General features: G+C 47.5%; 20 protein-coding genes, 1 other RNA gene and 1 pseudogene. 4 read left to right on the top strand and 18 right to left on the bottom strand.

Annotated features, from left to right (window positions below):
* Window positions 1–18: 18 nt before the first annotated feature.
* From NST43_RS32380 to NST43_RS32370, 3 genes are read right to left on the bottom strand one after another with little or no spacing between them, the layout of a single operon-like run.
* On the bottom strand, window positions 19–1,560 hold the full coding sequence (locus NST43_RS32380; RefSeq protein ID WP_339221554.1) for a DUF3502 domain-containing protein: 1,542 nt from the start codon (window positions 1,558–1,560) through the stop codon (window positions 19–21).
* A 38-nt stretch (window positions 1,561–1,598) separates the two neighbouring features.
* Window positions 1,599–2,483 carry a carbohydrate ABC transporter permease gene (locus NST43_RS32375; RefSeq protein WP_339221553.1) on the bottom strand — a complete coding sequence of 295 codons (885 nt, stop codon included), beginning with the start codon at window positions 2,481–2,483 and terminating at the stop codon, window positions 1,599–1,601.
* Window positions 2,484–2,493: 10 nt separating this feature from the next.
* Entirely contained in the window at window positions 2,494–3,432 is a 939-nt protein-coding gene (locus NST43_RS32370; RefSeq protein ID WP_209994845.1) for an ABC transporter permease subunit, read from the bottom strand.
* A 255-nt stretch (window positions 3,433–3,687) separates the two neighbouring features.
* On the opposite strand from NST43_RS32370, the gene NST43_RS32365 reads away from it, so the two are divergent.
* Window positions 3,688–6,018: a helix-turn-helix domain-containing protein gene (locus tag NST43_RS32365; RefSeq protein WP_339221551.1), complete on the top strand. Its 2,331-nt coding sequence runs from the start codon at window positions 3,688–3,690 to the stop codon at window positions 6,016–6,018.
* A gap of 70 nt (window positions 6,019–6,088) precedes the next feature.
* Here NST43_RS32365 and NST43_RS32360 read toward each other — a convergent pair whose 3' ends face one another.
* The 6 genes from NST43_RS32360 to NST43_RS32335 form a co-directional block, all read right to left on the bottom strand.
* Window positions 6,089–7,006 carry a VOC family protein gene (locus NST43_RS32360; RefSeq protein ID WP_339221549.1) on the bottom strand — a complete coding sequence of 306 codons (918 nt, stop codon included), beginning with the start codon at window positions 7,004–7,006 and terminating at the stop codon, window positions 6,089–6,091.
* 137 nt (window positions 7,007–7,143) lie between these two features.
* Window positions 7,144–7,689, bottom strand: coding sequence for a DUF6155 family protein (locus tag NST43_RS32355; RefSeq protein WP_339221547.1), 546 nt, complete (start codon window positions 7,687–7,689; stop codon window positions 7,144–7,146).
* A gap of 82 nt (window positions 7,690–7,771) precedes the next feature.
* Window positions 7,772–7,996: a hypothetical protein gene (locus NST43_RS32350; protein ID WP_339221545.1), complete on the bottom strand. Its 225-nt coding sequence runs from the start codon at window positions 7,994–7,996 to the stop codon at window positions 7,772–7,774.
* A 125-nt stretch (window positions 7,997–8,121) separates the two neighbouring features.
* A complete protein-coding gene (locus NST43_RS32345; protein WP_339221544.1) occupies window positions 8,122–8,280 on the bottom strand; it encodes a hypothetical protein in 159 nt (52 codons plus the stop codon).
* Entirely contained in the window at window positions 8,267–9,028 is a 762-nt protein-coding gene (locus NST43_RS32340; protein ID WP_339221542.1) for a DNA-binding protein, read from the bottom strand. Before NST43_RS32340 ends, NST43_RS32345 begins: the two co-directional genes overlap by 14 nt.
* 222 nt (window positions 9,029–9,250) lie before the next feature.
* Window positions 9,251–10,504 carry a mechanosensitive ion channel family protein gene (locus tag NST43_RS32335; RefSeq protein ID WP_339225575.1) on the bottom strand — a complete coding sequence of 418 codons (1,254 nt, stop codon included), beginning with the start codon at window positions 10,502–10,504 and terminating at the stop codon, window positions 9,251–9,253.
* Between the two features lie 111 nt (window positions 10,505–10,615).
* Between NST43_RS32335 and NST43_RS32330 the strand changes: the two genes are divergently transcribed.
* Together NST43_RS32330 and NST43_RS32325 are read left to right on the top strand one after the other, a co-directional pair.
* Entirely contained in the window at window positions 10,616–11,200 is a 585-nt protein-coding gene (locus NST43_RS32330) for a TetR/AcrR family transcriptional regulator (protein ID WP_339221541.1), read from the top strand.
* 62 nt (window positions 11,201–11,262) lie between these two features.
* Window positions 11,263–13,134 carry an alpha/beta fold hydrolase gene (locus NST43_RS32325; protein WP_339221539.1) on the top strand — a complete coding sequence of 624 codons (1,872 nt, stop codon included), beginning with the start codon at window positions 11,263–11,265 and terminating at the stop codon, window positions 13,132–13,134.
* Between the two features lie 104 nt (window positions 13,135–13,238).
* Here the strand turns inward: NST43_RS32325 and NST43_RS32320 are convergent, their stop codons facing one another.
* Both NST43_RS32320 and NST43_RS32315 read right to left on the bottom strand, forming a co-directional pair.
* The gene (locus tag NST43_RS32320; protein WP_339221538.1) at window positions 13,239–14,024 is read right to left on the bottom strand and encodes a nucleotidyltransferase domain-containing protein; all 786 of its coding nucleotides are present in this window, start codon (window positions 14,022–14,024) and stop codon (window positions 13,239–13,241) included.
* Window positions 14,025–14,893: 869 nt separating this feature from the next.
* Window positions 14,894–15,265, bottom strand: a complete 372-nt coding sequence (locus tag NST43_RS32315; RefSeq protein ID WP_339221536.1) for an Rpn family recombination-promoting nuclease/putative transposase — start codon at window positions 15,263–15,265, stop codon at window positions 14,894–14,896.
* Between the two features lie 171 nt (window positions 15,266–15,436).
* On the opposite strand from NST43_RS32315, the gene NST43_RS32310 reads away from it, so the two are divergent.
* Window positions 15,437–16,288 carry a hypothetical protein gene (locus NST43_RS32310; protein ID WP_339221534.1) on the top strand — a complete coding sequence of 284 codons (852 nt, stop codon included), beginning with the start codon at window positions 15,437–15,439 and terminating at the stop codon, window positions 16,286–16,288.
* 20 nt (window positions 16,289–16,308) lie between these two features.
* Here NST43_RS32310 and NST43_RS32305 read toward each other — a convergent pair.
* The 7 genes and pseudogenes from NST43_RS32305 to gpmI all read right to left on the bottom strand — a co-directional run.
* Window positions 16,309–16,547: pseudogene (locus NST43_RS32305) on the bottom strand (PD-(D/E)XK nuclease family transposase); the annotation flags it as partial.
* A 434-nt stretch (window positions 16,548–16,981) separates the two neighbouring features.
* Window positions 16,982–17,345: a transfer-messenger RNA gene (ssrA, locus tag NST43_RS32300) on the bottom strand.
* 202 nt (window positions 17,346–17,547) lie between these two features.
* Window positions 17,548–18,027, bottom strand: coding sequence for an SsrA-binding protein SmpB (gene smpB, locus NST43_RS32295; RefSeq protein ID WP_036690100.1), 480 nt, complete (start codon window positions 18,025–18,027; stop codon window positions 17,548–17,550).
* A gap of 178 nt (window positions 18,028–18,205) precedes the next feature.
* Window positions 18,206–21,151, bottom strand: a complete 2,946-nt coding sequence (gene rnr / locus NST43_RS32290) for a ribonuclease R (protein ID WP_339221532.1) — start codon at window positions 21,149–21,151, stop codon at window positions 18,206–18,208.
* Window positions 21,152–21,382: 231 nt separating this feature from the next.
* Window positions 21,383–21,616 (bottom strand): preprotein translocase subunit SecG, encoded by a 234-nt coding sequence (gene secG, locus NST43_RS32285; protein ID WP_036690096.1) that lies wholly within the window; start codon window positions 21,614–21,616, stop codon window positions 21,383–21,385.
* Window positions 21,617–21,845: 229 nt separating this feature from the next.
* On the bottom strand, window positions 21,846–23,132 hold the full coding sequence (gene eno, locus NST43_RS32280; protein ID WP_209994458.1) for a phosphopyruvate hydratase: 1,287 nt from the start codon (window positions 23,130–23,132) through the stop codon (window positions 21,846–21,848).
* A gap of 75 nt (window positions 23,133–23,207) precedes the next feature.
* Complete coding sequence (gene gpmI, locus NST43_RS32275; protein WP_339221530.1) at window positions 23,208–24,752, bottom strand: 2,3-bisphosphoglycerate-independent phosphoglycerate mutase; 1,545 nt, start codon at window positions 24,750–24,752, stop codon at window positions 23,208–23,210.

Below are 24,752 nucleotides of genomic sequence, written 5' to 3'. Positions count from 1 at the left end.
TCTGTGTTTGAAGTACGGTTATTTCCCGGAAGTAACGGCATCAATCTGGGCCTGGATTTCATCAATTACTTTTTGCCCGCCGAGACTGGCCATTTTATCCTCCATCGTTTTCTTTCCTTCCTCCGCAGGGATCAGGCCTTGGCTTAGCGGCAGGAAGATCGAATCGTGCAGCGGCGTGATTTTGGCGTATTCTGTCTTTACCTTCTCAGCGTTGAAGTTGAAGCCTGCAATCGGACTCAGCGTGAAATTGGACGTCTTGGTCGAGAAGTCGAACCACTTCTTGTCATCTTGCATCATAGTGTCAGGCGTACGGTTCAGTGTCGGACGCCAGGTCAGCACATAACCAGGGAAGGTATAGCCGGACAACGCCTTATAGCTCGAATCGCCGACAGGCTCCCAGTCCTTCCCTTGAATGCCGTATTCCATCAGATCATGGTTCTCCTTAATCGACAGCCAATTCACTACATCCATAGTGACATCGGAATGCTTGGAGGTCGTCGGGATACACAGGAAGTTCCATTGCTGATAAGCCGTATAAGGCTTAGCCTGCTCCCCGTTCGGTATGAAAATCTCAAGCTTGTCGCTGCCATCCTTCAGCATTTCCGAATACTTCAGCCCCTCGACCCCATCGGCTGCATAGTAGGTCGCCGCATATTTACCTTGCTTGAACAGCGTCTCAGCATTTTGCTCCTGGGCAATATTTTTGGAGATAATCCCATCCTTGTAGTATTTGGTAACGCGTTCATAAGCATCGGCAATCGTCGGGCTGGCCCATTGGCCAATGACTTTCTTATCCTTGATCGAATACGAGAACATGTTGACCCCAATCTCCAGCACTTCATCCTGCGCCAGATTGGCAGAGTTACTCAGGAAGAATGGCAGCTTATCCGCCTTAATTCCGTTAATGACAAAAGGCTTGATGTCTTTCTCATTTTCCTTAACCGCATACAGGAATTTCTCCAGATCATCGAGAGTCTTCAGCTCGGGAAGCCCGTATTTCTCGCGTAAATCCTTCCGGATCAGTACGCCATACAGCTGGCCTTGGGTGGTGCCGAGCGGAATCCCCATAATTTTGCCGCCGAATTTGTTATACTCCCACATTTCCTCAGGAATAGACGCCTTCAGCTCAGGCCGTGCAGCCACTGCCGCATCCAGCTCCGTTAACGATTTACTCTCGATCATCTGGTTCATAGATATCCAAGGGGCATCCAAATACATATCGAACTCTTCCCCGGCAGACATCTTCACGGATACCGCATTCCCGTAATCGGTCCAAGGCATGAAGTTGATATTCAGCGCGGCTCCGATATTATCCTTTTTCAGCTTGTCGTTGACTGCCTGCAGCACAGCATCGAACCCCGCAGGTTTATCTCCCGGGAAATAAGCCTTCAGCGTCACTACTTCTTTGGCAGCAGGCGCTGCACCCTCTGAACTGGACGGGGAATTCGTAGAATTCGCCGTATTGCCTTCATTCTTCGCATTTCCCCCGCAGCCTGCCAGCACCAGTGACGACACCAATACCGCTGTTGTTGCCGTGCCGAACCATTTTTTTAACCTCATCTCGTTACCCTCCTGTATCTATGGACAATCTGAATGGCTTACCCTTTGACAGCACCAACCGTTAGACCTTTGACAAAATATTTCTGAAGCATCGGATACAGCAGCACAATCGGGCCGATGGTGAGTACCGTGGTCGCCATCCGCACCCCGTACGTCGGTGGAGTCACTGCAATCGCTGCACCGGAAGGGATCAGATTCCTGGCCGCTTCCATATTGGAGACCATCCGGCGCAGGATTAACTGCAGCGGGAATAACTTCTCGTTATCGATGAACATCAGTCCCATGAACCAGTCATTCCAGAAGCTCAGCGCATAGAAGAGACCCACAGAAGCCAGAATCGGCTTGGAAATCGGAATCATAATCTGGAAGAACACTCTCATCTCATTCGCTCCGTCAATTCTGGCGGCTTCCTCCAGCTCCTCAGGTATGGTGCGGAAGAAGCTGACCAGCAGGAAGACGAGGAACGGCTGGCATAACATCGTCAGTATGAGCACCCAGATCGTATTCTGCAAATGCAGCCACTGGCTGACTACAATATAGAACGGAATGATACCTCCCGAGAAGAGCATAGGCAAGTAGCAAAAAAACAGAAAGGGCGTTTGCAGAACATTCCGTTTATTCGCCAGTGAATAGCCGAGCATGGCGGAAATGCACAGGGCGCTTAAGGCCCCGACAACCGTGATGAACAAGGTAACGCCATAGCCATTGAACAGTACATCTGATTGCAGGACCGCCTTATACGCGGCCAGCGATAATTTAGACGGGAATAAGGTATAGCCGTGTGCAATCAGCTCCTCCTCATCCGTAAAAGAACCGGCAATCATCAGCAGAAAAGGAAACAGACAAAATAAAGTAAACAGCAAAATGAACGTATGGGCGAATGCCGTAAAGGTGCGATCCGCAGCGCTATGTTTCTGTCTCATAGTTACTCTCCTAGAATAAAGCAGATTCTTTAGATACCCTCCGGGTTACCCAGTTGGCAGCAATGACGAAGATCAGACCCATAATGGACTGGAACAAACCCACTGCCGAAGACATGCCGAAATCGTGCAGCTGCCGCATGGAGCGGAAGACAAAGGTATCAATAACGTCGGTAGTCGGATACAGCATCGAGTTGTCGCCAATGATGGCATAGATCATCGCAAAGTCCCCGTTGAAAATTTTGCCCACGGCCAGCAGCGTCATGATCATAATCGTCGGAACCAGCAGCGGCAGCGTAATGCGCGTCACAATCTGCAGTTTAGAAGCCCCGTCAATCCGGGCAGCCTCATACAGGTCCTCCGATATGCCCGTAATGGCGGCCAGGAAAATAATCGAGAGATAACCGGCCCCTTGCCACACCCGGATCACCGTCAGAATATAAGGCCAAAGACTCGACTCAAACATCCAGTTGACCGGTTCCATGCCGATATTTTGCAGCCAGACATTAATCATGGGCTCTTCCCCGCCGAATAAGGACTGGACAATCATCCCGATCACAATCCAGGACATGAAATAAGGCAGGAAAATAAGCGACTGCGATATCCGTTTGAAATACTTATTGCGGATCTCATTGAACATGAGCGCAATCAGAACGGCCGCTACTGTCGTGAACACAATAAACAGCACATTAAGCAGCAGTGTGTTCCGCAGAATATTCCAGAAATCATCTGATGTAAAAAAGTAATCAAAATTCCGAAAGCCTACCCAGTCACTCCCCGTGATCCCCTTGGCAAAATCATAATCTTTGAAGGCAATCATAATCCCGTATATGGGAAAATAACTGAACACGAGAAAAAACAACAGCCCCGGTACAGCCATCACATACAGAAAAGGATTCTGCGTGATATGCCTCCATTTTGAACGTTTACCTGCGTTAAGCTGGTAGTTCATTTGTACACCCCCCCTTCCTCAAGACCGGTAATCGCCCCAAGAGCGTCCCGTTATCTATGCCGTCACCTTATCAAGCCCTTGCGCCCTGAGCAATTCCGAGAAACGCCGATCCTTCCCGCAAGTGCAGATTTACCGCCTTCCCAAAAACAACACTCTTCCCAAAACATACGATTCGGCAGACGAAAATACCCTGTGTGCTATAATAAATCTACTTATAATGAGCCGGACAGTTATGATTACGGAGGTTCCAGAGCCATGAAATTCAGACAACCGTTCTTCGCCTCGCTGAAGCGGCACCCTACCTACATGAAGCTTATTTTTTACTTTGTCAGTGCGAACGTTCTGGTCTTAGGGATATCCTTCGTACTGCTCTATGGGCAATCTTCCAAGACACTGCTGGAGGAAATCGGCGATCATTCGGAATCCCTCCTCGTGAATGGGGCCCGGAATACGTCAAGGCTGATGGAATGGGCGCTTGATTTCAGCTTCTCCTCCAGTAATGACAGCGCGCTTAAGGTGTATGCCCTTTCGGACCATTACAGCGATTTCGAGACCTATGAGGTATGGAGCCAGCTGACGGACATTAAGAACGCCAACCCCTCGATTGATTCTGTCTACCTCATTAACGATTATACGAGTACGGTCATTGACTCCAGACTTGGGTTAAATGATACCGCAACTTTTTACGATCAGGACATTATTAAGCGCTTACGTGACCCGGAAACAGCGAACCATAGCGTGCTTATTCCGAGAACTTTGTCCCTCCCTCTTACCGGGAACACACCCAAAGAAGTGATGACTATTGTAAGATTTTATGAAAAAGGCAGCTCTATCTCCGCGTTCGTCATGAATGTGGATACTCAGAATCTGATGACCCTGCTTCAGAACAATTCAAACTTCGCGAGCCGGTCGATCACCGTGCTGAATGACCGGGACGAGACGATTTTTAGCAGCACACCAATGAATCCGCAACAGATTGCCGAGCTCAGAAGCCACGGAATGAAGGGAGCCAGCGGCTGGAAGCTGTTCCAGCCCCAGGATCAGGGGGAAAAGCTAGTGGTCTATGCCGACTCCTCCGTTAAGGGCATTCAGGACTGGACCTTCATTGAGATGATCCCGAAGTCCGCCATCCTGAATAAAATCACGGTCCTGCGCGACACCAGTCTGATCCTGTTCCTCGCCTTGTTCGCGGCCTCCCTGGCGGTGATTATTCTAATCTCCAAACGGGTGTACTCACCCATTCAGGAGCTGATCAGCCGGGTCATGCGGCAGCATCAGGCGGAGAAGCCCGGCCTTGGAGTGAACGCCAATGAACTCGAATACTTATCGAGCGTTTTTACCTCGCAGCATAATCAGATTCACGAGCTTACCGAGCAATGGCGGCATAATAAATTTCTGGGCAGAGAGCGATTCTTAAGGGATTTCCTGGGGGAGACCTACCATTCGGCAGCGGAGATCCGCGCTCAATTCGTGGAATGGGGGATTGATCTGCCGAGCGATGAGTTGTCCGTAGCCATCTTCCGGATCGACCACTTCGCAGAATTCTCGGGAGTATACCCGGAGAAGGACCGGCGCCTGCTCCGGTTCGCCATGTCCAATATCATTCAGGAGTCGCTGCAATCATCCAGACACAAACTGCAGACGGTAGATATGGGGGACGACCACGTGGCTGTAGTCTTATCGGCTCCCTTGTCAGAGGAATTCGCGAAGGAGCTGCAAGTTGCAGGGCAGCTGATCCAGCAGTATTTGTCCGTGGGAACCACCGTGGCCTGGGGCCGGACATTGCCTGGCTTAACCGACATGCATGAGGTGTATCTGGAGACGTATGATCTGACGCAGGAGCGGTTCCGGTTCGGACACCGGTCGCTCATTGTGAAGGAATGGCTGCCCGCTGCGCCCGGGGAATTATATCATTTGCCTGTGAGCCAGGAGCGGCAGATCGCCCAGGCCATACTCAAGGGGGACGCCGCCGTCATTCTGGAGGTCTTACGCTCAGCGGTAGTGAAGCTGCGGGAACTGCCTTATTTTGAATGTAAAATGTCTCTGATTACCTTGTTCATGGACATCCGCCGGCTCATCCAGGAGCATTCCTCCCAGCCGCTGCCCAGCTCGTGGGGACTGACGTCCATCGAGAAACAGATCATTCAGCAGGAAACAATGGATAACGTCATGCCATGGATGGAAGCCCTGATTACCCGAACACTCGCAGACATTACGGCGGCCCGCAGCCAATCCAAGAATATCGCCCTGATCGGCCAGGTGGACCAGTTCATCGAGAGTCATCTCACCGACCCGAATCTGTCGGCCACCATTCTGGCCGATCACCTGGGCTTGTCGGTCAATTACTTCCGCAGTCTGTACAAAGCAGAGACCACCCAGTCCATCACCGACAAAATATCCGAGAAGCGGCTAACCTTCATCTGCCAGGAGCTCATTGCCTCCGACTCCCCGATCGAGCCTATCGTGCAGCATTTCGGCTTCTCGTCCCTGAACACCTTCTATTCCAGCTTCAAAAAGGTGTACGGCATGACCCCGGCCCAGTACCGGAAGAAGTACCGGGCGGGGGATGGCGGGGGGAAGGTGTGAGGCAAGTGGAAAAAAGCGATAAGGATATGTTCCTTATCGCTTGTGTTGGTATTCCAGCAAGTTGTCGCTCTTATTCTCCCTTATAGGCCTTACGCAGCTCCGCAAGCTCGAACTTCTTCATCTGCAAAAAAGCCTTCGTCACACGCGCCAGCTGCTCCGGCGTGCCCTTCTTCATCATCTCATTCATCTCTGAGGGAACAATCTGCCAGGAGATGCCGAAGGCATCCTTCAGCCAGCCGCATTGCTCGGCTTCAGGAACTGCGGACAGCTTGTCCCAGTAGTAGTCAATCTCTTCCTGAGAATCGCAGGATACCATGAAGGAGACGGCTTCATTGAAGCTGAACTGATGATTATGCGCACTGTCCATGACCGTGAACCACAGGTTCTCCAGCATGAAGTCCGCGAACATCACCGTTCCTTCCTGATCCGGCGCAGAGCCTGCCGGGTAGCGGGCAATAAGCCCTTGGCGCGACTCCTTGAATACGGACAGATAGAAGGACATTGCTTCCTCCGCCTTCCCGCATTGATCCCCGACGAACAACAAGGAAGGAATAATCGCAGGCCGCTCCTCACCCTCCGGATTCGTTAGAATCAGCTGCCAGGACACTCCGAACTTATCCTGAATCCAGCCGTACCGCTCACTGAACGGATACTTGCCGAGCGGCATCAAGGCAGTACCGCCCTCAGACAGCTTGTCCCACACCTCATCCAGTCTGCCTGCTGCATCCTGGTCGCGGGAGGGATCAAAATTCACAAAGAAAGACACCGACGGATTCAGCTTGAAATAAGGACCTCCGCTGATCGCCATGAACGGCTGCCCCCAGACCTCAAAAGAGACCTGATCCGCATCGCCGGACGGCGTATCCTGAATGGTGGTCACACTCGTTACCTTGGACTCCGGGAACACAGAAGCGTAAAAGCGGGCGGCTTCTGCCGCCTCCTTGTCATACCATAGATGCAGGACAATTCTCTGTCTGATGCTGGCCACAACGATTCCTCCTCAGTTTCCTGTCCGTTCCGAACCAGGGATAGGGGCTTTAATTTGCTTTATTATACACTACGGAGAGGCTCCTTTATTCTTTATATTGGAAAACGTTGCAGGGCCTCCGGCCTAGCTCGCACAGTCTAATCCTCTGTCTCTTCCTCTTCCTCCATGTGCCCTAAATAGTCGTAATAGAATTCGACCATTGCATCTCCAAAGCCCCAGCCAATGCCCTGACTACGTTCCACCAACCTTCTGCAACGGCCTACGAATATTTCTTCCAAATCATTTTTCACAATGTATTCCAACGCTTGTCTATAAATACTGGACACCGTCAGATAGAACCGCTCATCGATATCTCCGTAAGCCCGGGTGAAGTCCACCCCACACTCCACTGTGAACACCATGATCTCCGCAATTTGCTCCTTATTGGTGGAGACTTTACTGAAGTCCTTGATCGCCTGCTTGATAACAGGGTAACGCAGAACCTCTCCTCTGTCGCCAAATTGCTTCTCAATTATTTTCTTGTATTTATTCAGAATCTCTTCCTCATTTGGAGTTAACAATGATATGTAATATTCCTCAAGCATCGGTTGCTGCTTCACCAGATTCATAATTTCTTCAACAAGCTCTTCCTTCGTAAATTGGTTCAGATGCTTTTTGAGTGTTGTTTTTCTTAGCTTCGGCACTGAAACACTCCTCTCTATGGCTTTCAAGGTATACTATAACAACTTTATAGTACGGATTTCATCCTCACTTAGAGCAGTCTCTCTAATTATCGCCTATATATTCGATGCCATTAACTATATAAGGCTCTATATAATTAAACGCTTCTTCCAGAGTATGCACATCCCAATTCTCTTTTCTGTGCCTCCGGTTGCCAGGAATATGATGATGGTGATGAGGTTCGGTAATTACCTTGAACTCTTCAGGTGTATCCGGCAAATCATGAGGGTCGTTGCCCCAAGCTGATATATGATGCAGACTGATGCCCATCTTTGGAATGATAATTTTCCAGCTATAAGTGTATCTTCGAACATAACCAGCATCGTCGTATGATTCTAACGCATGTAAATCAGTAATGCCGTGTACAGGATGTTCTTTTAAAGGAAAAAGTACATCTAACTTATTTGTATTCCTTTTGAAATTACCATATATACCTGAATCCCTGGAACATTAGGATAAGTCTCCAGCAAATGACCGAATTGAGCTGTAATATTAAATAGATTTGCGGGTAAGAGTTTTTTGTTAGCTAATTGCTCAATCTTACTTTGCGTCATTTGCACCTCCGCTGAGCTTCATAATTTCAGCTAATTCCTCTTCGAGGTCTAACCACCGATGGTAATCCGTTGGATCATCCATTTCATCACCATTGTAGTCTGCAAATGCTTCCTTAAACGTTTTACCTTTATATTTTAGTCGAAGCTCCATCAGCTCCAGAGCAATTTCTTTAGCCCGCTCCTCTTTTGACTGCTTACCTTTTTTCTTTTCCTGCGCAAGGATCTGCATACGTATACCATAGATAGGATCTTTAAGAAGTTCTATAGCATACTTTGGAATTTTACGATGCTTTTCCGTATCAATACAGTCTAGTCCTTGTTTAATATATTTTTGCAATGTGACCGTAGAAATATTTAAAGCAGCAGCTGCTTCAGATGGTGTCAAAAGATAGTGTTCAACAAAAACAAATTCAATCTTTTCTCCGCCTAGTTGCATATACCAATGTTCAAAATCTATTTTCAATTTCCCAAACTCCAAATCAGATGCAGGAAATTCCATTTGTGAGAAGCGACTAAGCCACTTAATTAAATTGCCTTTATGTTCTTCAGAAAAGAGATAGCTGGGCGTTAAACTCAAAGTTTGCATATCCATTTTAATTGCAGCAACCTTGTCTGAAAAAGCAACCAAGAACGTTTTATAAATCATATTGAAGAGAAATTCAGTTTCCTTTTCAAGAATCCCTTCATTCTGTTCTTTATAGCCTATATTAATTTGTTGTTGGGTAAGATCGAAAAGAACTTTACTCATAAGGTTCATCTCCTTTATTCCCCCATTCTAACGCTAAATTTACGATTTATCAATATCACTAATTATTAATTTATGATTATCGCTAACCATTTATGATAAGTTTATCTATGCCATTAACATTATGAGTATACGGATTAGCATATAAACAACTGCAATCAATAAAAGTTTTAAATAAAAAAAGACCCCAAAGGGCCTGTTTGTAATTTTCCATATGTCATGTCCTCAATATCCCGCCGAATACTCTTTTCTCTCTTTTAAATTAACAATATCCTGGCCCGTAGGGTTCTGGAAAACGCGAAGTCCAAACAGAGGGATAATCGCAAAAATGTGATCAAAGATATCCGACTGGACGGACTCATACACACCCCAGGTAGTCTCATTGCTGAACGCATAAATTTCTAAAGGCAGTCCGCTGTCTCCTGGTGCTAACTGCCTGACAATGAGCGTCATATCCTTATGAATTTTGGGATGATTGCGAAGATATTCTTGGACATATTCCCGGAACACCCCGATATTCGTTAGTTGTCGCCCGTTCACTTTGCTCTCCCTATTGATATGATGTTCGATATTATAGGTGTTAATTTCATCTAATCTTGTCAGGACATAATCGCTAAGATAGTGAACCTTTTGGAACTCCTCAATCATTTCTTTGGTACAAAAACATATGCTGCTTGTATCAATACAGACACTACGTTTAATCCTTCTGCCCCCGGAGGCCTCCATCCCCCGCCAATTTTTAAAAGAGTCTGAGATCAGGGCATAGCTCGGAATCATAGTAATGGTTTTATCGAAATTCATCACCTTTACCGTATTCAGCGTAATGTCAATTACATTACCGTCGGCATTATATTTAGGCATTTCAATCCAGTCGCCTACACGAACCATATCGTTAGAAGATAATTGAATACCTGCCACGAGGCCCAATATCGAATCTTTGAACACTAACATAAGAACAGCGGATAACGCGCCCAGTCCACTAAGCAGAATCAGCGGATTCTGACCCATAAGGTTAGAAATCACCACAATCGCACCAATAATATACAGTATAATCTTCGCAACCTGAATGTAGCCCCTGATCGGCCTCAACTTGGACACCTCATACGTACGATAAATAGCATCGATGGCATCAAGCAGGGCATTAAACACCGTGATCGTTACAATAATCATATAAGCTAAGGCGAACTTTACAATGAAAGACTGATACAGCGGAAAAATTGGTGCAGCGTAATAGATGATAAAGGCCGGAGCGAGATGCGACAGCTTGTGAAACACTTTTTTCTCCAAAAAGAAATTATCCCACGTATACCGGTTGTTATTAATGATATGGATGATGATCTTCAGTACGATTTTTTTGGCAACAAGATTAGCCACTATAGAGAGTAAAGCAATACATAAAACCATAATGATGTTCGAGAGATAAACAACCATCTGCTCGCTCACGCCATATCCTGCAAGGTGTTCTTGTATAAAGTTCATCATTTCCTCCTGACTGGGTGCATAGTAGCCTACAATTATAGAGGATTGTTAGGTGCTATGCAAAAATAAAAATACTTGCAACACATAATTTAGTACTGTATAGTTCTAGTCATGACAAAGGTAAAAGTATTGAATCAAAAACGTGTGATTGAAGTAGCGGCAGCCTTATTTTTAGAAAAGGGATTTGCTTATACAAGTATGGATGAATTAGTACGTGTAAGCAAAGTATCCAAATCTAATGTGTATTATCACTTCACTGATAAGGAAGAATTGTTAGCAGGAGTCGTTGATTATTGGATTGAAACGTATGAGCGGGCAATAGATCAAATCCTTTCTCAGAACCAGTTATCTGTTGAAGATCGTGTCCAGATGTTTTTAAAGCAATTATCGGAGGGAGTTCAGTCAAGAGAGTATAAGGGGAGCTGTCCATTTATTACTCTTTATATTCAAAGTCCTGCACAAGCTACGCACATCAAGGAAAAAATAGGTCTCTTTTTCACAGGATTACAAACGAAAATCTCTCTATTGCTACAACAAGGAGCAGAAAAAGGCGAGTTTAGAGAAACGATTCATATAGACGAGGTAGCAGCACTTTTTATAACGAATCTTGAAGGAGCGCTGTTTCTTTCAGAGACATTGAAGGATGCAACGGTGATCACGAGAACAGCCAGCCACTTTTTCAACTTGCTTCGATAAGCGAAGCATTTTTTTTACACAAAATTAGTACCAATCAGTACTAAAAAAGGAGCGCGGATGATATGAGAACCATATTTTTGACAGGCGGAACAGGTTTTATCGGGAGGCAACTTGTAGAGGAGCTTCTTAAAGAAGATGTTATGATTTTTCTTTTAGTGAGGTCGAAAAGTAAAGCAACACGTGTTTTTCAGAAAAAAGGGTTTTTAAACGAGGTAGCCATGCACTTTATTGAAGGTGATTTGACCAAAACAGATTTAGGTTTAAGCGATGAAGATAAGGATAAGGTATTGAACACAGATGTTATTATTCACGCAGGCGGACAAATGGATATTCAAGCGACAACGCAAGAGGCAACCTCTGTATTTTTAAACGGTGCCAAGCATATCAGTGAATTCGCTAAACGTATTCATCAATTGAAGGGTTTGCAGCAGTTTATTCATGTAGTTGGATATATGACCCCTTTTGATGATAGTAATAGCAAGGTTGCGATTGATGTGTTCCAAGAAGGGCACGACTATTTGAAAATAAAAAATCCGTATGAAAGAACAAAATTTCTAGCAGATCTGTATATTCGCCAGCAGGCATCCTCAGTAGGCTATCCGCTGTCTGTGATTAATCCACCAACTGTAGTCGGCAGCAGTACAACAGGGAGTACGGAGCAAGTAGCCGGCTTAGGCTTGCTTGTGGAGAGTATGCGAAGAGGGCTGATGCCAGTTATTCCTGGAGGCAAAGGGTATAAATTACCGCTTATTTCAAACGATGCGCTGGCGAAGTTTATTGTTCAGGTTGTTAAGCTGGTGCCATCGTCTATTCAAACCTATACACTTGTTCCAGATCAACCGCTGGACCCGGATATATCTGAATTATTAGGCGTGATGTCAGAAAGTATGAATATGGCCGCACCTACAATCTCTGTGCCCCTTCGCTTCATGAAGGCACTTATGAACAGCGGGCTCAGTAAAATCACACAAATTCCATCGGATGGACTGAACTTTATTACAAATCGAAAGTTTTCAAATGATTTACCGAAAAAAGTCATGGGAGCAGATTGGTTTACTAAGACGAGTGTTATGAATTTTTTCCCGGCCGTAGTCGCAGATTTGGATTATCGCTTGATGTACCCAAATGACCAGCATAATCATGCATATGAACGAACATTAACCGGAAACACTGTGATTCATCAAATACAAGGAGAGGGTCGGCCATTTATTTTATTCCATGGTTTGTTGAGTGATGGAGAGGATTTATTTCCTTTAGGGCTAGAGCTTCATGAACAAACGGGTCAACCTGTATGGATTCCGGATCTCCCGGGTTTAGGACGTTCCCCTTTTAAGCATGAGATAAATCTTATAGATCTCTATTTGAATGTAGTTAAGGAGTTATCAGGAAAAGCTGCTCATGGCGCACATTGGATTGGCCATTCCTTCGGAGCGGTTATTCTGCTGGAAGCGTTAGCGCGAGAGTACCTAGATACGAAGAATACTATTACTTTACTTCAGCCACCTGTTGCCAAAAAAAATTCCAAATCGTTCAATGCTCCTCAATTGTTGAACAAGTGGGCATTGAAATTAGCAACGGCTAATTCATTAGAACGTTATTTAATTGGTCATGGTCTGTTTGAAACCACAGAGAGCATTCCGAAACATTATATTGCCAAAGTACGCAGTAGCTTCACTTCGCCTAGAATTGTAAATACAACTCTTCAGCTCAACCGTTTCCTGTCGAAAAATTATCAGGGGGATTTCACCAAAGTACCGGGGTCTAATCTTCATATTATTTGGGGCGATCAAGATCGGCGCTATTCTGCTCCAGTACAGCTTGGTAAGATTGATGTTGTTCCCTATGGTCATCATTTTCCTCTTAACCATCCACGGGAAACGGCTTCTTATGTACTAGGTAATACATCCACAGAAATGAAAAAAGACACCCGATAAGGTGTCTTCTGCTTGTACTCCATATGGAGCCGAACCATGGCTTGGCAGATCCACAATTCGCCGCGGCATGATGATCAGGATTTTTGGTGAGGTGGCGGAACAGTTTATAAATCGAGAACCGGAACCGGTCCGTCCATCCAGTTCAGCTGGCTATCCATCATGAACTGAACCGTCCAATGATGCTCTGCCTGATACCAGTTATTAAATTCCACAATACTCTCGTACAGATTCTCGACGGCTTCCGGCGTTCGTTCTTCCAGTACCCGATGGATGTCCGCCAACAAATTCTCCGGCTTCTTTTGGGCCCCTTCCAGAACCTTTAAGAACCACTTATAAGAAGGGAACAGCGTTTCGTTGTGTACCAAAATCAACCTACCTGCGAAAAAGGCATAGTGGGTCAAACAGTAGTCGATTAATAAACGATTGTTGCGTTTCAGTCCTTCGTAATAATACCATTTCCAGGTTTCGAATTGTGCATAGAACTTCTGCATGTTCTCTGCCTTTTTCTCCACCGGATATCGGGGAGCGTCTTGGACCAACTGTTCCAACCCCTCAATATTGGAATAGGTGACGAACGCATCCTGGAATGCGAACTTAGCAGGATCGCTGCCGGATTCGGCCACTTGCTTGATGTAGGAAGCGGATACAACTTTCCCGTCCACGTAACCGCCTTCATAAGAACAAGATTCCGTTTCGAAATACCCAAGATTATGGATGGAACAAGCTTTCTTGTAATCCTCTTCAGAAAGGACGATCATAATGTCGATATCAGAGGTTTCGTTGGCAAAGCCATGCGCCACGGAACCCCCGATGATGATCCCTTGTACGTCGGGTCTGGCTTTAAGCTTGTTGGTGATGGCATCAATGGCAGCTTGATGATGGGGATACATAATACATCCACTCCAATTAAATTAATATAAACATTAATTAGTAAGCCAATACATTAATCATAAATAATAATATTCCACTTTTGAAATTCCCGCAATCCCCCGAATGAATCAATCGTGTTATAGATAACTGCCAGTTAGTTTAGTTCCATCTAAAAATCAAGTTTTGATGTCACCTAGAAGCCCCCCGTAAAGGGATATTTGGTATAGTTGGGTTAATAACTTGTTAGTGAGGGGAGAACCTAAAAAAAGGATATTATTCATTCTTTCTCTCGCACTACGGACACCCAAAATATAAAATTGAATATATATAACAACTTAATTATATCTAACAAGGAGAATACTCATGGGGATAACTTTTCGAACTTTTAAAGACGGGGACATCGGAAAAATAAGCAAGGCACTGTTTAAATACGTATTCCCGTTCTCATCTGTACCAGCAAAGGTACTTTCTGCATATTGGAGCAAGTCTGGACAAAGCTCAGCATATTCAGGGTTAAAGAGTTACTGTTGGAATAAGTCTTTTTAAGTAAAAGTAATAGTGGATACCTGTGTAACCCCACATTTGGGCTGACTGAAAACGATAATTATAAACAGCCACAGAAGTGAAAAAAGACACCCCTAAAGGTGTCTTCTACTTTACTCCATATGGAGTCGAGGGGAGTCGAACCCCTGTCCGAAGATAACGGCACATAAGCTTCTACGAGTGTAGTTACAGTTTTGATGTCACCCTAGAAGCCCCCCGTAACCGGGTCCCCTTCGGGTCAGCCTGATTATCTTCTTCAGCTCACCCCAGGCGGAGATGAGACAGCGTATTCCACTATTTGTTAGCTCCTAGCCCTGTCACATGATCAGCTGAAAGAATAGGGATATTAAAACCTTATAGACCGAACTTCATCCTCACTTAGACCAGTTGCTTTAGCGACAGCAGCATGATCCATTCCCATAGCCAACAAATTCTGGGCAACTTCTATTTTACCTTTTTTTATACCCGCCATTTCTGCACTTCCCAGCATAGAAGCCTCATCATGCAAATACTTCTGTCTGGCCTCATACAACCGTCTAGCATCCGAATCCTGACTTAGATATTGCAGAGTATCCATGGCCTTTTCCAATCCTGGCTCATTCATCTTCAGCACCTCCCATTGTGATGTATCAGCACCCTTCAGAAACAGTAACCAATTGATCAGTCCGCCTTCAGACGGAATACTACGTTCTAGCATCGGCAACTCCAGGTAATGCACCTAGGGAATGAATAACTATCAGTTTTTCTTCCCCTTGCACCACAATCTTCCAAAATATATAATTATAAGCAGCCGGCAAAATTTTAGACCGTTGCACTTATTTTCGGATAGATAAATTAAATTGATATGCAGCTCGCTTCGAAAAACACAAAATTGGAATGGGGTGTTAACATGAATACAAGATTTATCAACTTTGAAGGAATTCATGGTAGCGGAAAATCAGCATGTGCATGGAATCTATACAACAACTTGAATATGAATAATATAAACGCTGTGGTTTTTTTCGAATATCATATGGACTCCACTATTGAGAACCCCTGTGACGTAAGAATGACCGCAGTAATGACAGAGAAAGAATTCGAAGCTGTTATACAGAATTATTCTATTTATGAAGAAGTACTTAGAAATAAAGTAAAAATCTATAATGGTTGGTATTGCATTTTTCTTCCTGATGTCAAAGAATTTCCGATAATTAAAGCTCTATTGGGGCAGTATGTAGCCGATAATGGAAATTTAGAGACCGACCGTTTTATGCTGGCATTAATAAGTAGAATAACCGCATTTGTTGAACAAGCCCTTACTTCTGATCAAGTATATGTGTTCGAAAACGTTATTTTCCAGCAAATCTTAAATGAACTTATGCGAACAATGGATTGCGATGAACAACAAATGATGGATTATATTTTAGAGGTTGAGCAGATATTGAGGCCCCTTAATCCATTGATTTTCTACCTATATCCCGATGACCTAAAAGAACAAATCAACAAAGTAGCATTAGAGCGAGTGTCCGACAATAATGAATTATATCCTGACTGGATTGACTGGATGGTGGAATATTTAAAGAATTCGGTATACGGAAGGATACATCAGGTATCTGGTCGAGAGGATCTTATGATCTATTTTGAAAAAAGAACATCAATAGAAGAAAAATGTTTCGGAAAGTTACTGTCAAATAAAGAAAAAATTTATGTGGACCGTATGGATTATGATGAAGAAAATGAATACATATACAGCAAGCTATGATTGACCTAACTACACTCGTACATCTCTATATCAATCAAATTACCTCCAGAGGTCTTGGCATAAACACATCAAAAATGGATTGTTTGTCGAGCGGATCGTCTTTATCCGTATAAGGGTTCATCAGGATGATCTCAGTCAGCCGCGGCTCGCCAGCTTCGGTGAAAATTCGGTTAAAAAACGCCAGCAGCACATCCTTATTGTTCTCGCCGCCAAATATCCGTTTAAATACAAAATCCACACGCAGGTCCAGCAAATCCATCGGTATCAGTTCCATTCATTATTATTATATCATTTTTCAAGGGTTCTGAACCTTGCAAAGATACGTAAAAGCGCTCAGATTGACTCAGGTTGTCGTTTGAAATATTTTAGGTACAGATATGTGCAAATTAGAGTAATTGAATAACAGAGAAGCTTTGGAGGCTTTAGAGAGGTACTTTGAGAAGTAGTATTAAAGAATCGAGGTGCGGATGATGGGTATGGAAGGCGAAAACACACACCGAAGGGTTTTTTTATCACTGGTTACGTGGCGGCCAAAACCTCCTGTCTCCGTATAGCCTCAGTGAAACTCACTGTACCCATTAACAGCAAGCCCCAGAAACAGTGGCATAGCAAGCTTTTTAACCACCACATATAGTCCAAACAGCCTCTGAAATGAAAAAAGACACCCCTTAAGGTGTCTTTCACTGATACTCCATATGGAGCCGAGGGGAGTCGAACCCCTGTCCGAAGATAACGGCACATAAGCTTCTACGAGTGTAGTTACAGTTTTGATGTCACCCTAGAAGCCCCCGTAACCGGGTCCCCTTCGGGTCAGCCTGATTATCTTCTTCAGCTCACCCCAGGCGGAGATGAGACAGCGTATTCCACTATTTGTTAGCCCCTAGCCCTGTCACATGGACGATGCAGAGTAGAAGCACGCACACAGTTTCTTAGGCTGCGAAAGCGTAGTTGTTTTGTTGTTTGCCGTTTAATAGGCTTTAGCGTTGATGAAGCGGACGCGTCCCCACTACTCGCTACTCATGCTCGAACTATCCCCGTCGAATCCAAGAACGGCCCCTTATTAGAAAGGGCGCTTCGGATTAACGGATCAATCACAAGCACAAATGCTGATCCGGTACACAGCGATCTGACTTAAGATGGCTGTTCAGAAGCAAAAAATCTACTTACCCAGTATAGCACATTTATCAACACTTTAACACGTGGGTTAAAGGAATTGAAGGTTGAATCTGGAACCATTTGGCGCTGGTGCAGAAGTCAGTCTATCTGGCCACCTTCTGTTTGTCGCGCAACACACGCTGGATATCACGCTGAGCGTCTCGCTTCGCGGCGGAATCCCGTTTGTCGTATTCCTTCTTACCTTTACCCAGACCAATCAGCAGCTTGGCATAGCCATTACGCACATATATCTTAAGCGGCACAATGGTGAAGCCATCCCGTTTGGATGAGCCCAGCAGCTTGTGTATCTGCTCCTTATGCATAAGCAGCTTACGTGTACGCGTAGGGTCGGTAGGATTGGCGCGGTTTCCCTGTTCAAAAGGACTGATATGCATGTTGTGGATATGAATCTCACCATTACGGATCGTAGCGAACGCATCCCCTATGTTGGCGCGGCCATTACGCAGCGATTTGATCTCTGTACCTGTAAGAACCAAACCAGCTTCGTAGGTGTCCTCAATAAAATAGTCATGGGAAGCTTTTTTGTTCTGGGCGAGCACTTTCCCGTCTGCTTTTTTACCCATGAGCGTCACTCCTTGAATCGAATTCCCGGCAATCCTTCATGGACACCAGGTCTATATTGTATCAAAAGCGGAGCTGCCAGCGCAAGGAAGGATCGCTCTATGCTGTGGTCGTGTGAAGCCTAATTCTTATTAAAAAGCACTGTTCCCCTAAAGGAAACAGTGCCTCATATCATTCAGCCTACGCCTTAGGTTTCTTCTTACGCTTACGGCGCCCGCTCATCTCGCCAGTGTCAGCTCCGGCCTGGCCTGCGGACCCCACGTTGCCTGGCGTCACGGAGGGGCTAATGAACACGCCGCCTTTCTTCTTGCGGCTGCCCTTGCCTTCCGGCGCCGCGCCGCGGCCGTCAGCCCCGAGATCCTCGCGGCTGCGGAACCGTGTGCTCGCGTCTACGCCGCGCAGGTCACCGCCCGCCTGCTCAGACCCGCCACCGCTCGGCGCGCCGTAGCCGCCCTTGCCCGAGCCAAAGCCGAAAGCGATGCCGCGTCCCCCGGCACCGCCACCGGCCTCCGCGCCGCGGCCTCTGCCGCCCTCGCGCGGAGCGCCAGACCCGCCGGCTTCGCCCCGGCGGTCCGCCTTGCCGCCGCCCGCTGCGCCTGCGGCGGCAAGCCCGCGCCGCGCTGCCGCTTCCGGCCCGCGGCCGCGCTTGCGGCCGCTGCCTGCTGCGCCGGCGATGTCCCACGCCGCCGCTCCGTCTGCGCGCGGCCCGTTCCCGGCGCCTGCAGTAACGGCGCCGAGGCTTCCGCCTGCTGCAGCAGGGGCACCGTTCTTCCCGGCAGCGCCGAAGCTGCCGCCCGTACCCGCGCCGCCCTTCTTCTTGGCGGCGCCGTTCTTGCCTCCGGCAGCAGCACTGCCGGGCTTGCCTTTACCGCCACGGCCCTTGCCGCCTCCAGCCTTGCCGGCGAACGGCTTGCTGAGGCCTCCGGCGCCCGGACGGCCGCCTTTGCCGCCGCGACCACCGTAATTCCGGTGATCGCCAGCCGAGCGCGGCTTCATATCCAACAACTCGAAGTCGATGGTATGGTCATCCATGTTGACCTTGGCGACGCGGATCTTCACTTCATCACCGATGCGGAAGACCTTGGAGGTGCGCTCACCGATCAGCGCCATATGAGCTTCATCGAAGTGGTAGTAATCATCTGTCAGCGCACTGAGGCGAATAAGACCTTCGACCGTATTGTCCAGCTCAATGAACATCCCGAAGCTGGTCACGCTGCTGATCATGGCGTCGAATTCCTCGCCAACCTTGTCCTGCATGAACTCCGCTTTCTTCAGCTGCTCGGTATCGCGCTCGGCCTCGACAGCCACACGCTCACGTTCCGAGGACTGCTGGGCAATATCCGGCATCCGGGAAGCCATATATTCATGGCGCTTCTCGTTCAGCGCTCCGCCATTCTCAAGCACCTCACGCATGACGCGGTGAATGACCAGATCGGGATAACGGCGGATCGGTGAGGTGAAGTGGGAATAGAATTCCGCTGCCAGCCCGAAGTGCCCCGTGCTCTCAGCATCATACTTCGCCTGCTTCATGGAGCGCAGCATCATCGTGCTGATCACCGTCTGCTCCTTCGTTCCCTGAATCTGCTCCAGCAGATCCTGGAGGGCGCGCGGGTGAACCGAATTCCCCCGGCCCTTCACGTGATGGCCGAAGTTAGCCGCAAAAGCCATGAAGTTCTGCAGCTTCTCCGGGTCCGGGTCCTCATGAATCCGGTACAGGAACGGAACCTTCAGCCAGTGGAAGTGCTCCGCCACCGTCTCATTTGCCGCCAGCATGAATTCCTCAATAATCTGCTCCGCCACAGAGCGCTCACGTTTTACAATATCGATAGCCTTACCGGCCTCATCTACAATAATCTTGCTCTCTTCAAAATCAAAATCCACCGCCCCGCGCCGCATCCGGGCATCGCGCAGCTTCATCGCGATCTCCTTCATCAGCCGGAAATCCCCGATCAGCGGAGCATAACGCTCCAGCAGCTCCGGATCTTTATCCTCCACAATCTTCCGTACGTCGGAGTAGGTCATTCTCTCCTTCGTGCGGATCACACTGGTGAAGACATCGTGGTTCACAACCTTCATCTGCTCGTCGAATTCCATTTCACAGGACATCGTCAGACGGTCAACCTGCGGATTCAAGCTGCAAATGCCGTTCGACAGCCGGTGCGGAAGCATCGGAATGACACGGTCCACCAGGTACACACTGCACCCGCGGTCATAGGCTTCCTTGTCCAGCTCAGAGCCTTCGCGCACATAATAACCTACGTCAGCAATATGAACGCCCAGCTTATAATGGCCATTCTCCAGACGCTCCACGTTGACCGCATCATCCAGATCCTTGGCATCTGCGCCGTCAATCGTTACGATATTGAGCCCGCGCAGATCACGCCGCCCCTGCTCGATAATCTCTTCATCCGTGATGGAATCCGGCGCCTGCTCCGCTTCCGTCATCACCTCAGCCGGGAAAGCCTCCGGAAGCTGATGCTTACGGATTACCGACAGAATATCCACGCCCGGATCATCCTTATGGCCAAGGATTTCAATGATCTCGCCCTCAGCCGCAGCACGGCCCTCCGGATAACTTACAATGCGGACAACCACCTTTTCCCCGTCAACCGCACCCTTGAAAGACTCCTTGGGGATGAAAATATCCCGGTTAATCCGCTTATCGTCAGGCAGCACGAAGCCATAGGACTCCAGGCTCTGGAAGACACCCACCGTCTGCGACACGCCTCTAATCAGAATCCGTTCCACTTCGCCTTCCATCCGCCCGCCGGACGGGCTCTTCGAGGTAACACGGATCAAGACAATATCGCCGTTCATTGCACCCTTCAGATCGTTCGCGTGAATATACACATCCGGGTGCTCCCGGTTATCGGGAATCAGAAAAGCAAAACCCTTCGCATGGACCTGTAGCCGTCCGCGCAGCAAATCCATCCGCTCGGGCACACCATAGCGGCTGCTGCGGGTCAATATGATCCGGCCGTCCTTCTCAAGTTCCACCAATAAAGCTTCGAAGGCTTTGAAATCGGCACTATCCTGAATGGCGAAATGGCTCACCAGTTCTTCATAAGTTAGTGGTTTATAAGCGGTCTCCCGCATGAAATCAAGCAAGATTTCTTGTGTTATCATGTTCGTCACCTCAGCCTCCTGCAGCATTCCTATGCACTGGCATATATGTATGCCTTGTCCTATTGCACGGTAATCATTTCAAGTAAAATTTACCTTTATATACTTCATACCCTAGTATACACGAAATTAATCCCGGGCATCCCTGTTATGATGTTCACAATATTAAATCCGCATACAAAAAAGCCCCCGTCTATTCCATTCAGAACAGAGCGAAGGCTTACTGTAGACCAATTATTCAACAACAATGGCAACAACAATTGACATGATGAAGAATCCAGCCGCCAGACCAACTGTTACACGCTGCAGCACTAGCTCCATACCGCGTGCCTTTGTTTTACCGAAGAGATGCTCAGCACCGCCGGAGATGGCACCGGAAAGACCTGCACTTTTCCCTTTTTGCAGAAGAACGACCGCAATCAGACCTACGGCAAAAATCAGAAGCACCACTTTCAAAAAGATATCCATTCACTTCCACCTCCTACGTCCAAGCATCACTATCTATGCTAAATTAGAATTTCCGTTTCATAAACAGCATTCTCATTTTATCATAGCCATAGATTGAATACAACCTTCCAGACTGCATTCTAGCCTTATCTCACTATGAAAATCTCAAGTTTGCCTTCTATCGCGGATATCAGCTTCAAAAAAGCCTGCCGGAAACCGGCAGGCTCATTGTACCTATATTCAAAAGGAATTATCTTTTGAGGTTGTAGAAGGATTTCAGGCCGTTGTATTGGGCCAATTCGCCCAGCTCATCTTCGATGCGAAGCAGTTGGTTGTATTTAGCCACACGGTCTGTACGGGAAGGAGCACCCGTCTTGATCTGGCCAGCATTAGTCGCAACAGCGATGTCAGCGATGGTGCTGTCTTCGGATTCACCGGAACGGTGGGAGATAACTGCTGTGTAACCAGCGCGTTTAGCCATTTCGATAGCATCGAAGGTTTCAGTCAGTGTACCAATCTGGTTAACCTTAACCAGGATGGAGTTACCGATACCCTTTTCAATACCTGTTGCCAGACGCTCAGTGTTCGTAACGAACAGGTCGTCACCCACCAATTGGACTTTGTCGCCCAATTTTTCAGTAAGCAATTTCCAGCCATCCCAGTCATCTTCGGACATGCCGTCTTCGATGGTGATGATTGGGTACTTCTCAACCCATGAAGCAAGAAGGTCAACATATTCAGCGGAAGTGTAAGATTTACCTTCGCCTGCAAGTGTGTATTTACCATCTTTGTAGAACTCAGTGGAGGCAACGTCCATACCGAGGAATACGTCAACGCCTGGTTTGTAACCGGCTTTTTCGATCGCTTCGATAATGGTAGTGATTGCTTCTTCATTGGAACCCAGGTTCGGTGCGAAACCGCCTTCGTCGCCAACAGCTGTGTTCAGGCCTTTGGATTGCAGTACGGACTTCAGGTTGTGGAAGATTTCCGCACCTGTACGAAGAGCTTCTTTGAAGCTTGTAGCTCCTACAGGAAGAACCATGAACTCTTGAACGTCGATGTTGTTGTCGGCATGCTCACCACCGTTGATGATGTTCATCATTGGTACTGGAAGAGTTTTAGCGTTGAATCCGCCCAGGTATACATACAAAGGAATGTCCAGAGCAGTTGCAGCAGCGCGTGCTACAGCCATGGATACAGCCAGGATTGCGTTAGCGCCCAGCTTGCCCTTGTTATGAGTTCCGTCCAAAGTGATCATCAGCTTATCGATGCCCACTTGGTCAAGAGCATCCATACCAATTACTTCTGGAGCGATAATTTCGTTTACGTTCTCAACAGCTTTCAGAACGCCTTTACCCATGTAACGGGATTTGTCGCCGTCACGAAGCTCTACAGCTTCATGAGCGCCAGTGGAAGCGCCGGAAGGAACGATAGCGCGGCCTTTAGCGCCGGATTCCAGATAAACGTCAACCTCTACAGTAGGGTTACCACGGGAGTCAAGGACTTCGCGTGCATACACATCAGAAATAATAGTCATGTAAGTTTAATCTCCTTTTAACTTTGGGTTTGGTGTTGCAGTGGAACTTTATTGGAACGGAACTATGAGTCTTGCTTATTTGCGGCTGGCAATCATGGATTGTCCGGTCATTTCCGCAGGCTGCGGAAGTCCCATCAGATCTAGGATTGTCGGTGCCACATCTGCCAGAATACCAGCTTCACGCAGAACTACATTTTCGGTGGTAACGATGAACGGAACCGGGTTGGTGGTATGGGCTGTGAACGGACGTCCGTTCTCATCAAATACCATATCCGCATTCCCGTGGTCGGCAATGATAATAGCTACGCCGCCCTTGGCAACCACAGCATCCACAACTTTGCCTACGCATTCGTCCGTTACTTCAACTGCCTTGATTGTAGGCTCCAGCATGCCGGAGTGTCCTACCATATCAGGGTTAGCAAAGTTCAGGATAATGGCATCCTGTCTGTCTGCTTCGATCTCCGCTACGCAGGCCGCCGCCACTTCGTATGCGCTCATCTCAGGCTGCAGATCATAGGTTGCCACTTTGGGCGAGTTGATCAGGATACGGGTCTCACCAGGAAGCTCCTCATCGCGTCCACCGCTGAAGAAGAAGGTCACATGCGGATACTTCTCGGTTTCCGCAATACGCAGCTGCTTCTTGTTCTGCTGAACCAGTACTTCACCGAGCGTGTTGTCCAGGTTCTTCGGGGAGTAAGCCACGAAGCCTTGAACGGTCTCACTGAAGGTAGTCAGGCATACGAAGTGCAGGCCTTGCGGGAACTTAGGACCGCGGTCGAAGCCGCGGAAATCCGAGTTCGTGAACACTTGTGACAGCTGAATCGCACGGTCAGGACGGAAGTTAAGGAAAATGACGGAATCGCCGCTCTCCACTGTCGCTACCGGGTTATTCTGGCTGTCCACAATCACACTTGGTTCCACGAATTCATCGAACACAGAATTCTGGTAGGATGCAGTAATGGCCTGAAGGGCATCGGTATATTTAGGGCCTTCGCCATATACCATTGCACGGTAAGCCTTCTCTACACGTTCCCAGCGTTTGTCACGGTCCATCGCGAAGTAACGTCCGGATACCGTAGCAATCGTACCTACGCCAACCTCTTCAATCTTGCCGACCAGATCCTGAATGAACTTCTGTCCACTGTCAGGTGCTACGTCACGGCCATCCATGAAGGCATGAATATAAACTTCATGCAGATCTTCTTTTTTGGCCAGATCGAGCATGGCGAACAGGTGATTGATGTGGCTGTGTACACCGCCATCGGATACCAGCGCATAGAGGTGAAGCTTTTTGCCGGTTGACTTAGCGCTTCTTACGGCAGCCACCAGCGTCTCGTTATCGAAGAATTCTCCATCACGTATCGACTTGTCGATACGGGTCAGGTCCTGGTATACAATTCGGCCGGCTCCAATGTTAAGGTGCCCTACTTCAGAGTTACCCATTTGGCCTTCCGGCAGACCTACAGCTTCGCCGCAAGCGGTTAGCGTAGTATTCGGATATTGCTTCAGGTAACGGTCGTAGTTCGGCTTGTTGGCTTGGGCAACGGCGTTGCCCTCATCCGTGTTACGCAATCCAAAGCCGTCCATGATAATCAGTGCTACAGGTCTTGGAGCTGACAT

Source organism: Paenibacillus sp. FSL H8-0332, from assembly GCF_037963835.1.
GTDB classification, from domain to species: domain Bacteria; phylum Bacillota; class Bacilli; order Paenibacillales; family Paenibacillaceae; genus Paenibacillus_AQ; species Paenibacillus_AQ rhizoplanae.
The sequence above is the reverse complement of the archived record's forward strand: the minus strand, read 5'-3'. Positions and strand labels throughout refer to the sequence as shown.

Excerpts from the sequence above, each read along its gene's own strand:
- NST43_RS32380 (WP_339221554.1), bottom strand. The coding sequence starts at position 1,560 with ATGAGGTTAAAAAAATGGTTCGGCACGGCAACAACAGCGGTATTGGTG.
- NST43_RS32335 (WP_339225575.1), bottom strand. The coding sequence starts at position 10,504 with ATGAACTTTATACAAGAACACCTTGCAGGATATGGCGTGAGCGAGCAG.
- NST43_RS32375 (WP_339221553.1), bottom strand. The coding sequence starts at position 2,483 with ATGAGACAGAAACATAGCGCTGCGGATCGCACCTTTACGGCATTCGCC.
- secG (WP_036690096.1), bottom strand. The coding sequence starts at position 21,616 with ATGGATATCTTTTTGAAAGTGGTGCTTCTGATTTTTGCCGTAGGTCTG.
- NST43_RS32340 (WP_339221542.1), bottom strand. The coding sequence starts at position 9,028 with ATGAGTAAAGTTCTTTTCGATCTTACCCAACAACAAATTAATATAGGC.
- NST43_RS32350 (WP_339221545.1), bottom strand. The coding sequence starts at position 7,996 with ATGGGCATCAGTCTGCATCATATATCAGCTTGGGGCAACGACCCTCAT.
- NST43_RS32330 (WP_339221541.1), top strand. The coding sequence starts at position 10,616 with ATGACAAAGGTAAAAGTATTGAATCAAAAACGTGTGATTGAAGTAGCG.
- gpmI (WP_339221530.1), bottom strand. The coding sequence starts at position 24,752 with ATGTCAGCTCCAAGACCTGTAGCACTGATTATCATGGACGGCTTTGGA.
- NST43_RS32365 (WP_339221551.1), top strand. The coding sequence starts at position 3,688 with ATGAAATTCAGACAACCGTTCTTCGCCTCGCTGAAGCGGCACCCTACC.
- NST43_RS32345 (WP_339221544.1), bottom strand. The coding sequence starts at position 8,280 with ATGACGCAAAGTAAGATTGAGCAATTAGCTAACAAAAAACTCTTACCC.
- rnr (WP_339221532.1), bottom strand. The coding sequence starts at position 21,151 with ATGATAACACAAGAAATCTTGCTTGATTTCATGCGGGAGACCGCTTAT.
- NST43_RS32370 (WP_209994845.1), bottom strand. The coding sequence starts at position 3,432 with ATGAACTACCAGCTTAACGCAGGTAAACGTTCAAAATGGAGGCATATC.
- smpB (WP_036690100.1), bottom strand. The coding sequence starts at position 18,027 with ATGGGTAAAAAAGCAGACGGGAAAGTGCTCGCCCAGAACAAAAAAGCT.
- eno (WP_209994458.1), bottom strand. The coding sequence starts at position 23,132 with ATGACTATTATTTCTGATGTGTATGCACGCGAAGTCCTTGACTCCCGT.
- NST43_RS32320 (WP_339221538.1), bottom strand. The coding sequence starts at position 14,024 with ATGTATCCCCATCATCAAGCTGCCATTGATGCCATCACCAACAAGCTT.
- NST43_RS32325 (WP_339221539.1), top strand. The coding sequence starts at position 11,263 with ATGAGAACCATATTTTTGACAGGCGGAACAGGTTTTATCGGGAGGCAA.
- NST43_RS32310 (WP_339221534.1), top strand. The coding sequence starts at position 15,437 with ATGAATACAAGATTTATCAACTTTGAAGGAATTCATGGTAGCGGAAAA.